Source organism: Frondihabitans sp. GW821-FHT04F02 (genome assembly GCF_059420045.1).
In genome coordinates, this window is the sequence record NZ_JBWKSZ010000001.1 from 937448 (window position 1) to 947764 (window position 10317).

The following is a 10317-nucleotide window of genomic DNA, read 5'->3' on the forward strand; positions in this document are numbered from 1 at the left end:
GACGCCTTCGCGCGCAGCGTCGCGGCCCTCGCTGCCACCGGCGTGGACATCGCCGAGGTCGACATCACCCCGCTCCTCGAAGCGGCGACCCTCCTCTACGGCGGAGCCTTCGTCGCCGATCGCTACGCCGCGGTCGGCGACTTCGTCGACGGGCACCGCGACCTCATCGGAACCGACCTCGACCCGACCGTCGCGTCCATCGTCCTGGCGGGTGCAGAGCCGAGCGCCGTCGACCTCTTCCGCGACCGGGAGACGCTGGAGAGGCTCGGCCAGACGGGGCTCGCCGCCCTCGACGGCTGCGATGCGCTCCTCACCCCGACGACGACCTGGCATCCGACGCTCGCCGAGGTGGCCGCCGACCCGGTCGGCGCCAACTCGCGCATGGGGCGCTTCACGAACTTCGCCAACCTGCTCGACCTCGCGTCTCTGGCGGTGCCCGCCGGCTTCGTCGACGGACTTCCCTTCGGCGTGATGCTGACCGGGCCCGCGTTCTCGGATCGCGCGCTTGCGGGGCTGGCCACGCGCATCCTGCACCCCCGCATCGACCTGCTCGTCGTCGGGGCGCACCTGCGCGGGCAGCCGCTCGAGCGGCAGCTCGTCGTCGCCGGAGGGACGTTCTCGCGAGCCGTCCGGACCGCCGCCTCGTACCGTCTCCACGCGCTGGCCACCACGCCGCCGAAACCCGGACTCGTGGCCGTCTCGGCGGGCGGCGCGCCTATCGCCGGCGAGGTCTGGTCGCTGCCGGCGGCAGGATTCGCCACGTTCGTCGCCGCGCTGCCCGCGCCCATGACGATCGGAGCCGTGACGCTCGAGGACGGCGCCGTCGTGCGCGGCTTCCTCTGCGAGCCTGCCGCCCTCGACGGCGCTCGCGACATCACGCGCTTCGGCGGGTGGAGAACCTACCTGGCGGACGCAGCCCTCGTCGAGTCCACCCAGTCGGCGTCGGCAGAATAGGTCGCATGAGCACACGTCCCGCCAAGGTCGGCCGCCCGCGCGCCGTCTCCGACGCGGCGCCCGAGACCTCGGCCCGCGACCAGATCCTGACCGCAGCCGCCGCCCTGTTCGTCGACCAGGGCTTCGGCCAGACCTCGACCCGCGCGATCGCCGAGGCCGTCGGGATCCGCCAGGCATCGCTCTACTACCACTTCGCGGGCAAGGACGAGATCCTCGTCGAGCTGCTCGAGACCTCGGTCCGGCCCAGCGTCGACGTGGCCGAGCGGTTCGCTGCGAATGTCGGCGACGACGCCACCCGGGCCGCGGCCACGCTCTTCGCGCTAGCGCACGTCGACGTCGGCACGCTCTCGTCGACTCCGCACAACATCGGCACGCTCTACCTCCTCCCGGAGGTGCAGGATGCCCGCTACGACGAGTTCCGCGGCGAGCGCGATCGTCTGCAAGGCGTCTACGGGAGGCTCGGCGCCCTGGCCTCGCCTCTTGCGATCCCGGAGCCTCTGATCGGCTCGCTCCTCATCCAGATGGTCGAGGTCGTGATCCAGCTCCGCCGTCAGGGGGTGGCACCGGAGTCGATCGACCGCCGCGCGATCGCTGCGTCGTGCCTGCGGATGCTGGGCCTCGGCGACGACGACGTCCGCGCTGCCGCGTCGGCGGGCGCCCTCCTCCTGCCCCGCCCCTGACGCGCCGGACCGCGACGACGACTGCCATTCGGCCGGTCGCGGAACGAGCCCGCCCTCCGGCTTCCCTCTGGAGCCACTTCACCCCCGCGTGAATTCACGCCCAGGGAAAGCCTCCCGAGTGACTTTCCCTGGGCGTGAATTCACGCGCAGGGAAAGCGGCTGGAAACGGGAACCCGGTTGCCAGCGCGGGGCGGTCAGGTGATGATCGCGGCGGTCGAGCCGGCGTTCGCTCCCGAGGTCGACGAGGCGCGGTGCTGCTCGATCGACGAGCGGACGGCGCGGGCGACGTCGGCGTCGCGGAACGGCTTGAGCACGTGGCGGTCGACGGGGCCTGCCACGCGGCGGAGCACGCCGGTCGCGTCGCAGATGCCGATCAGCGCCTGCGCGCTCTCGTCGGCCTTGACCTCGCCGGCGAGCACGACGCGGATCGTCTCGAACGCGGTGCGACCCGCCTCGCCCGTGGTCGCCGGGTAGCGCTTCGAGGGGAAGATGCCGAGCACGCGCTTCTCCTGCAGCGACACGTCGCCGCGACGTAAGAGCAGCCCGATGACGTCGTCCCGCACCTCACGGCGCTCGAAGCGCGACACCCACCGCGCAACGGAGCGGTGCTTCGGGTCGGCCTGGACAGCGGCGAGCGCCCGGTCGAGCACGGCGTCGCCGAGCGGCCTGGGGTCCATCAGCTGGAGCTTGCCGCGGTCGTCCCACGAGATCCGGCGCTCGATGAGCAGGTCGGCGACGACGGCTCCGGCCACCCCCGCGGCATAGGCGATCTGGTCGACCAGGAGCTTGCCGGTCTGCGGATCGCGGGCGAGCAGTGCGAAGTCGGTCGTCGTCCCCATGGGGCGAGCCTAGGGGACGGTGCGTATTGCGCCGGGTGAAACGTCGCCGTCACAGAGCGGACTGCGGCGTAATCGAGCTTTAACTGGCGCGACGCCGGCGGCTGTCGCGCCGCCCACACACTGAGTCTGTCCCCGTCACGACCGACAAACGAGGTGCTCATGTTCCATCTGTCCTGGTTCCTTCAGACCGGTTTCGGCGCCTACGGCTGGAACCAGCAGTGGTCGGGAAACATGGCGAAGGACGTCGCCAACCCTCAGCTGTTCATCGACATCGCGACGAGCCTCGAGCGGGCCGGCTTCGACTACATGATGCTGGAGGACTCCTCGGTCATCCCGGACGTCTTCCAGGGCACGATGGAGTCGTCGCTGAAAGGCGGGACGGTCCGCATGGACCCGATGCCGCTGGTGCCGCTGCTGGCGCAGCACACGAAGCACCTCGGCATCATCGCCACGGCCGCCACGACGTTCTACCCGCCGTTCCTCGCGGCGCGGCTGTTCTCGACGCTCGATCACCTGACGGATGGCCGCTTCGGCGCCAACCTCGTCACGGCGAGCCCGCACGCGGCGGCCCAGAACTACGGCTACGAGAAGCACTTCGAGCACGACCTCCGCTACCGCATGGCTGACGAGTGGGTCGCCGCGGTGAAGGCGCTGTGGGACACCTGGGAGCCCGGCGCCCTCACCCTGAACGAGGAGACCGGCGTGTTCGCCGACCACACGAAGGTGCACCGCGCGGACTTCGAGGGCGAGTTCTACAAGACCCGCGGACCCCTGAACACGGTGCCGTCGCCGCAGGGCCATCCGGTGTTCTGCCAGGCCGGCGGCAGCCCGGCGGGCATGGACTTCGGCGCGAAGAACGCCGACACGATGATCGCGACGGCTCCCGGCGTGGAGGCGATGAAGGCGTACCGCGAGAACATCTCCGAGCGGATGCGGAAGTTCGGCCGCGATCCCGAGGACGCCAAGGTGCTCTTCCTCGTCGAGCCGGTGCTCGGCGACACCGACGCCGAGGCCCAGGCGAAGAAGGACCGCGCCGACGCCGCCTTCTACGCCAACCCGAACGGCGCCCTCGCCGGGCTCTCGTACACGTCGGGGATCGACTTCTCGCAGTTCGACCTCGACGCGCCCCTCCCCGACATCACGGGCAGGCACAACGGCCACCAGAGCGTGATCGAGACGTTCTACGAACAGGCCGCCGGCAAGACCCTCCGCGACGCGCTCTACGACACCCGCAGCGTCACGCACTCGATCGAGCTCGTCGGCTCGCCCGAGACGGTGGCCGACCAGATGGAGGAGGCGATGGACTTCGTCGGCGGTGACGGGTTCCTCGTGGCCCTCCCCGTCACCCGCAAGAACATCACCGAGGTGTGCGACGGGCTCGCGCCCGTGCTCCGTCGGCGGGGCCTGATCCGCGACGGCTACGAGTACGGCACCTTCCGCGAGAACCTCCTCGCCTTCTAGACCCTTCCCTCGCGGAAGACCCCACGGCACCACCGCAGCACCGTTCCCTCCCTGCTCCATGTCCGCACCCACCCGCCACATGAACTGGAACGAATCCCCATGAAACGACCTCTCCATCTCACACGCGCGATCGCCGTGGCCGTCGCCGCGACGCTCGCGCTCGCCGGCTGCGCCTCGGGCGGCTCGTCGTCCGCCGGCGGCGGCCTGACCTCGATCGTCGAGGCAGTTCCTGCGTATCCGACCTCGTTCTCGTTCGACGGGCTCGGCTCCGACGCCGTCGAGCTGCTGCAGCAGACGAACGCGACGCTGATCCGCAACCCGTACGTCGAGTCGAACGACAAGACCGCCAACACGCAGGACTGGTACCACTGGGAGGGCATGCTCGCGAAGAGCTACGACGTGTCGTCGGACGGCCTCGTGTACACGTTCCACCTCCGCACCGGCGTGAAGAGCCAAGCGGGCAACCCGCTCACGGCCGACGACGTCATCTACTCGTTCGAGCGCAAGTGGGGGGCCGCAACCGGGATCACCTCGTCGATCGCCCTGCCCGAGCTGACCGACCCGGCCAAGCAGATCAAGAAGGTCGACGACCACACGGTCACGTTCACCGTGGCGAAGAAGGGCTACGGCTTCCCTCTGCTCGCCTTGATCTCGAAGATCTCGGGTCACATCTACGACTCCAAGCTGCTCAAGGAGCACGCCACCAAGGCCGACCCGTACGCGGTGAAGTGGTCGAGCGAGAACGGCAACTACGGCTTCGGCGCGTACGACATCGACTCCTTCAAGGACGGCGAGCAGATCGTGCTCAAGGCGAACCCGAACTACCCGCTCGGCGAGGTCGCGATCAAGCAGATCACGATGAAGGTCGTCGGCGACGCCGCGAACCGCGCGGTGCTGCTGAAGAACGGCGACGTGCAGGGCGCGACCCAGCTCCGCCCGGCCGACGTGGCCGACCTCTCGAAGGACTCCGGGGTGTCGACGTTCACCGCCGAGACGAACAACTTCCTCTGGGCGCTCCTCAACACCACCAAGGCGCCGCTCGACGACGTGGACGTGCGCCAGGCGCTGTTCTACGCCGTGCCCTACGAGCAGATCATGAAAGAGGTCTACAAAGACCGCGCCGACCCGGCGGTGGCACTGCTCGACCAGGACAGCCCCGGCTACGACGGCGACGGGCTCCTCGATCAGAGCTACCAGCCCGAGAAGTCACTCGAGCTGCTGAAGAAGGCGGGCATCACCACTCCGGTGACCGTCAACCTGCTGATGTCGAACTCGCAGCCCGACCTGCAGGAGGCCGCCGTGCAGATGCAGTCCTACGGCGAGGCCGCCGGCTTCAAGTTCACGATCGACGTGGTCCCGACCGCGACGGTCTCGGCGAAGACAACGGCGAAGAACTACGACGTCGAGCTGCTGCGCGACATGTCGATCTCGTACGAGTCGATGCCGTACTCGCTGCTGCTGGCGTTCCCCGAGAACAACCCGCAGCGCTCCACGACCGGCTGGGCTCCCGCGAACTACTACGCCGCCGTCAACAAGGGCATCGACGCGGGCGACTCGCTCAGCGATGAAGCCGGAAAGCACTGGAACGAAGCGCAGCAGATCTGGCAGGCGGGCCGACCCATGATCCAGATCACCCGCGTCGACCCGCTGAACGCGATGTCGAGCAAGCTGACCGGCTTCGCCCAGCGCTCCGACAACATCATCGACTGGTCGGTCGTCAAGCCGAAGTCGTAGCACCACCCCGGCGGGCGGCCTCTTCCGGGGCCGCCCGCCTTCCCTCCCCACCCGAAAGAAAGACGGCACGCAAATGTTCCACATGTCATGGTTCCTCGGTCTCGGTTTCGGCGCTTACGGCTGGAACCAGCAGTGGTCGGGCAACGTCGCCAAAGACGTCGCCAACCCGCAGCTGTTCATCGACATGGCCACCAGCCTCGAGCGGGCCGGCTTCGACTACATGATGCTGGAGGACTCCAGCGTCATCCCCGACGTCTTCCAGGGCACCATGGAGTCGGCGCTGCGCTCCGGCGTCATTCGCATGGACCCGATGCCGCTTGTGCCGCTGCTGGCCCAGCACACCAAGCACCTCGGCATCATCGCCACGGCCGCCACGACGTTCTACCCGCCGTTCCTCGCCGCCCGCCTGTTCTCGACGCTCGACCACCTCACGGACGGCCGTGTCGGGATGAACCTGGTCACTGCCAGCCCCCACGCGGCGGCGCAGAACTACGGCTACGAGAAGCACTTCGAGCACGACCTCCGGTACAAGATGGCCGACGAATGGGTGCAGGCGGTGAAGTCGCTCTGGAACACCTGGGAACCCGGCGCCCTCACCCTCGACGAGGAGACCGGCGTCTTCGCCGACCACACCAAGGTGCACCGCGCCGACTTCGAGGGAGAGTTCTACAAGACCCGCGGCCCGCTCAACACCGTGCCCGGGCCGCAGGGCCACCCCGTCATCTGCCAGGCCGGCGGCTCCCCCGCCGGCAAGGACTTCGGTGCGAAGAACGCCGACACGATCATCGCGTCGCTCGCCGAGAACCCGGGCGCTGCCAACATGAAGGCGTACCGGGAGGACATCTCCGAGCGGATGATCCGATTCGGCCGAGACCCGAAGGACGCCAAGGTGCTCTTCCTGATCGACCCGATCCTCGCCGACACCGACCGCGACGCGAGAGACAAGCAGGAGCACATCCAGAAGGCGATGTCGGAGAACACCAACGGGCTGCTGTCGATGTTCTCGTACTTCTCAGGCCTCGACTTCTCGAAGTTCGACCTCGACGCGCCGCTGCCCGACCTCGAGGGCCAGCACAACGGCCACCAGAGCCTCATGCACGACTTCATGAAGAAGGCCGAGGGCAAGACCCTCCGCGAGGCTCTCACCGCCCGCGCCATGCACTCCGGCTCGGTCGAGCTCGTCGGGTCGCCCGACACCGTGGCCGCGAAGATGGGCGAGGTCATGGAGGTGGTCGGCGGCGACGGGTTCCTCGTCGCGAGCGCCGTCACCCGCAAGAACATCACCGAGGTGTGCGACGGTCTGGCGCCCGCGCTCCGCCGCCGCGGCCTGATCCGCGACGGCTACGAGCACGCCACCTTCCGCGAGAACCTGCTGGCATTCTGATGTTCCACATGGGCTGGTTCGTCGGGCAGGGGGTCTCGGCCAGCGGCTGGACTGACTTCTGGGCCGGCGACCGCATGACCGACTGGGTGAAGCCCGACCTGCTGATGGACCTCGCCCGCTCTATGGAGCGCGCCGGCTTCGACTACATGATGCTCGAGGACGCCTCGCTCATTCCCGACGTCTACCAGGGGTCGACCGAGACGTACCTGAAGTACGGCATCAGCTCGCCGAAGAACGACCCGGTCACGCTCGTGCCCCTGCTCGGGCACGTGACCAGCCGCCTCGGCATCATCGCCACCGTGACGACGACGTTCTACCACCCGTTCATGGCGGCGCGGCTCTTCGCGTCGCTCGACCACCTCACGAACGGCCGCGTCGGCGCGAACCTCGTCACCGCGCACAACGCTCGCGGCGCGCAGAACTATGGTCGCCCGGCGATGCCCGAGCACGACACCCGCTACCGAATGGCGCGCGAGTGGATCGACATCGCCGGGCAGCTGTGGGACTCGTGGGAGGAGGGTGCCGTGGTCAACGACCTCGCCGAACCACGCCTCGTCGACCACACGAAGGTGCACCCGATCGACTACGAGGGCGAGTTCTTCTCGTCGCGCGGGCCACTCAACACGATCCCCGGCCCTCAGCGGCGCCCGGTGATCTGCCAGGCCGGCGGCTCCCCCGCCGGCAAGGCGTTCGCGGCCGAGGTCGCCGACACGATCATCGCCGGCGGCAAGAGCCCGGCTGCGATGAAGGCGTACCGCGACGACATCTCCGCGCTGATGACCGGATTCGGCCGGAAGCCGACCGACTGCAAGGTGCTCATGACAGCCACGCCGATCCTGGGCGAGACGAACGAGGAGGCGAAGGCGAAGCAGAAGCGCCTCCTCGCGCAGAACACCGAGCGGATCGACTACCTGCTCGCCGGCCTCTCGTACACGACGGCGATCGACATGGCGAGGTTCGACCTCGACGCGCCGATCCCCGACGACCTCGAGACCGACGGCGCGCAGAGCATTCTCGCCGACCTCAAGCGCGTCGCGAACGGCCGCACCCTCCGCGAGGTCGTGACCGGCCCTCGGGAGTCCGACTCCGACGACTTCGTCGGCACGCCCGACAAGGTCGCCAGCGTCATGGGCGACATCATCGACGAGACCGGCGCCGACGGCTACCTGCTCGGCAACCAGGTGGAGCGCCGCACCATCGGCGAGATCACCGACGGCCTCATGCCCGCGCTGCGGCGGCGCGGGCTCGTGCGCGACCACTACGAGCACGAGCACCTGCGCGACAACCTGCTCGCGTTCTAGAGGCCCTGAGAAGTTCAAGGGGCCTTGAGGACACCGAGGGGCGCAGGAACTCGCAGTTCCTGCGCCCCCTGCGTCTTCGGGCGGACGCTCCGGGCGCTAGTCGAGGATGCGAGCCGTCGCGTCGCCCCGCGCCGAGAGCGCAACCCGGTCGCCGCGGAAGTGCGTGTAGCTGTACTCGCGGGCTTGCCCGTCGCGGTCGCGCAGCACCATCTCGCGCACCAGCATCGGCCATCCCGGCTCGAGGCCCATCAGCTCGGCCACCTCGGGATCGCACGGCACCGCCTCGATCGACGCGCTCGCCCGGCCGAAGGGCACGCCGAAGACGATCTCGAAGGTCTCCTCGATCGGCGACGAGTGGCTCGCGTCGAGCACGACCCCGTCGGCGGCATCGTCGGCGAGCATCGGCAGGTACCCGATGCGCAGGAAGAGCGGCTCGTCGCGGTACCAGCCGAGCTGCTCGTGCACGAGGATCCGCTCGGCGTCGAGCGCCATCCGCGTCGCGATGACCGCCGGGGTGTCGACGACGTGCATCCAGCTGTCGCGCACCTCGACGACCGCGACCTCGCCGGCGGCCTCGGCGTCGCCCGCGGGAGCCGCCGACGCCTTCGACGCGCGCGGGGTCGTCGTGGTCGGGAACTCCAGGATCTCGCCGTTGATCGCCGTGCCCACGCGGGGCCGACGCACCAGGAGCCCGTCGCGCGCGAGCATCTGGAGGCTGCGGCGGAGCGAGTTGCGGGTCGCGCCGAAGGCCGCGATCAGCTCGGCCTCGGCGAGGCGGTCGTCGAGGATGCCCCCGGAGACGATGCCCGAGCGGAACTGCTCGTAGCTGCGGCGCGACGAGTTGTCGAGCCGGGCGGCTCCCTCGCGCTGGCGGCGCATGTAGGCGGCGCGCGCGGGATCGATCGGTGCGTAGCTCATGCACCTATGAGACGGCGTCGGGCAGCAGACGACAAGTGTCGTCCGGCATTCGTCACGAGATCGATTCATCCCGGCGCGCGGCGAAATCAGTCGGACACACGATCGCGCCGCGGGTGAAACAGCCCCGGCATAGCATCGGGACCACTCGTTCCACCCATGCGATCACACTCATTCTGCGGGGGCGACATGACGCTGCTCAACCAGGCACCACTCGGTTCGGGGCATTCGGACGCACCCTCGGTGCGCGCCTACGAGCTGCTTCGCACCGCCATCCGCGCCGGCGACTTCGGCCCGACCGGCCGGGTGGCGGTCGACGAGCTCAGCCGCGCGACCGGGATCGACGCGGAGACCGTGCAGGGTGCCGCCCGGCAGCTCGCGGGGCACGGCATCGTGCGCATCGACTCGGACGGCGCGGTCGTCTCGCGGCCGCGCTTCGTGCAGATATCCGTCGTCGACCTCGCGCTCGGCGACCCCTCGTGTCCCGGCTCGGTCGTGTCGGGCGAGTTCCGGGTCGACGAGGTCGAGCACCGCGTCGTGCAGTCGACACCTGTCATCCGGGCCCGGCTGCGCACCGACGTCGACCGGGTGCTGATGGTCGAGCAGCGCGGCGTCTTCGACGGCGAGACGATCTACGTCCGCGTCGGCTACTACGCCGAAGACGACCCGCACTCGCTGTCGCGCGCCATGATCGCAGAAGACCAGCCGCCGATCGCGCCGATGAAGGAGGTCTTCCGCCGCCTCTTCGGGGCCGGATTCGGCACGGCCGCCACCACGGTGCAGGCTGTCCGCAGCGACCCCGCGACGGCATCCACCCTGGGGGTCCGGGCCGGCACCCCGGTGCTCCTGCGCGAGTCGACGATCGCCGACGAGAGCGGGCGCCCGCGGACGTTCAGCTACACGCACTACCGGTCCGACCGGGTATCGCTGTCGGATCTCACGGCCTGACCTCGGCCAGGCAGCCTCATGTTTCGGGCGCGTGAAATCAGGCGCAATGGGGTTTTCACGTAGGTCGCCTCCCGCCGAAACACGCCGCCACAAGACTCATT

The 10317-nt window shown here is 69.2% G+C and carries 9 protein-coding genes; 7 read left to right on the plus strand and 2 right to left on the minus strand.

Going from position 1 to position 10317, the window contains the following annotated elements; all coding sequences use genetic code 11:
- On the plus strand, positions 1–954 hold a 954-nt coding region (locus tag AC07TY_RS04410; RefSeq protein WP_494784433.1), incomplete at its 5' end, for an allophanate hydrolase-related protein.
- Between the two features lie 5 nt (positions 955–959).
- Positions 960–1634: a TetR/AcrR family transcriptional regulator gene (locus AC07TY_RS04415; protein WP_494784434.1), complete on the plus strand. Its 675-nt coding sequence runs from the start codon at positions 960–962 to the stop codon at positions 1632–1634.
- A 194-nt stretch (positions 1635–1828) separates the two neighbouring features.
- Here AC07TY_RS04415 and AC07TY_RS04420 read toward each other — a convergent pair whose 3' ends face one another.
- On the minus strand, positions 1829–2473 hold the full coding sequence (locus AC07TY_RS04420; protein ID WP_494784435.1) for a GOLPH3/VPS74 family protein: 645 nt from the start codon (positions 2471–2473) through the stop codon (positions 1829–1831).
- Positions 2474–2632: 159 nt separating this feature from the next.
- Between AC07TY_RS04420 and AC07TY_RS04425 the strand changes: the two genes are divergently transcribed.
- The 4 genes from AC07TY_RS04425 to AC07TY_RS04440 all read left to right on the plus strand — a co-directional run bounded on the left by AC07TY_RS04425 (position 2633) and on the right by AC07TY_RS04440 (position 8353).
- Complete coding sequence (locus AC07TY_RS04425; protein ID WP_488626095.1) at positions 2633–3934, plus strand: NtaA/DmoA family FMN-dependent monooxygenase; 1302 nt, start codon at positions 2633–2635, stop codon at positions 3932–3934.
- Between the two features lie 99 nt (positions 3935–4033).
- Positions 4034–5668 carry an ABC transporter substrate-binding protein gene (locus AC07TY_RS04430; protein WP_494784436.1) on the plus strand — a complete coding sequence of 545 codons (1635 nt, stop codon included), beginning with the start codon at positions 4034–4036 and terminating at the stop codon, positions 5666–5668.
- Positions 5669–5750: 82 nt separating this feature from the next.
- Positions 5751–7052: an NtaA/DmoA family FMN-dependent monooxygenase gene (locus AC07TY_RS04435; RefSeq protein WP_494784437.1), complete on the plus strand. Its 1302-nt coding sequence runs from the start codon at positions 5751–5753 to the stop codon at positions 7050–7052.
- A complete protein-coding gene (locus AC07TY_RS04440) occupies positions 7052–8353 on the plus strand; it encodes an NtaA/DmoA family FMN-dependent monooxygenase (RefSeq protein ID WP_494784438.1) in 1302 nt (433 codons plus the stop codon). The genes AC07TY_RS04435 and AC07TY_RS04440 overlap by 1 nt, the downstream gene beginning before the upstream one ends.
- Before the next feature lie 96 nt (positions 8354–8449).
- Here the strand turns inward: AC07TY_RS04440 and AC07TY_RS04445 are convergent, their stop codons facing one another.
- The gene (locus tag AC07TY_RS04445; protein ID WP_488626091.1) at positions 8450–9271 is read right to left on the minus strand and encodes a GntR family transcriptional regulator; all 822 of its coding nucleotides are present in this window, start codon (positions 9269–9271) and stop codon (positions 8450–8452) included.
- Positions 9272–9457: 186 nt separating this feature from the next.
- Between AC07TY_RS04445 and AC07TY_RS04450 the strand changes: the two genes are divergently transcribed.
- Positions 9458–10216: a UTRA domain-containing protein gene (locus AC07TY_RS04450; RefSeq protein ID WP_488626090.1), complete on the plus strand. Its 759-nt coding sequence runs from the start codon at positions 9458–9460 to the stop codon at positions 10214–10216.
- The last annotated feature ends 101 nt before the right edge of the window (positions 10217–10317 follow it).

Bases quoted from the DNA above. Each gene is read 5' to 3' on its own strand.
- AC07TY_RS04445 (WP_488626091.1), bottom strand. From the start codon at position 9,271: ATGAGCTACGCACCGATCGATCCCGCGCGCGCCGCCTACATGCGCCGC.
- AC07TY_RS04430 (WP_494784436.1), top strand. From the start codon at position 4,034: ATGAAACGACCTCTCCATCTCACACGCGCGATCGCCGTGGCCGTCGCC.
- AC07TY_RS04440 (WP_494784438.1), top strand. From the start codon at position 7,052: ATGTTCCACATGGGCTGGTTCGTCGGGCAGGGGGTCTCGGCCAGCGGC.
- AC07TY_RS04450 (WP_488626090.1), top strand. From the start codon at position 9,458: ATGACGCTGCTCAACCAGGCACCACTCGGTTCGGGGCATTCGGACGCA.
- AC07TY_RS04420 (WP_494784435.1), bottom strand. From the start codon at position 2,473: ATGGGGACGACGACCGACTTCGCACTGCTCGCCCGCGATCCGCAGACC.
- AC07TY_RS04425 (WP_488626095.1), top strand. From the start codon at position 2,633: ATGTTCCATCTGTCCTGGTTCCTTCAGACCGGTTTCGGCGCCTACGGC.
- AC07TY_RS04435 (WP_494784437.1), top strand. From the start codon at position 5,751: ATGTCATGGTTCCTCGGTCTCGGTTTCGGCGCTTACGGCTGGAACCAG.
- AC07TY_RS04415 (WP_494784434.1), top strand. From the start codon at position 960: ATGAGCACACGTCCCGCCAAGGTCGGCCGCCCGCGCGCCGTCTCCGAC.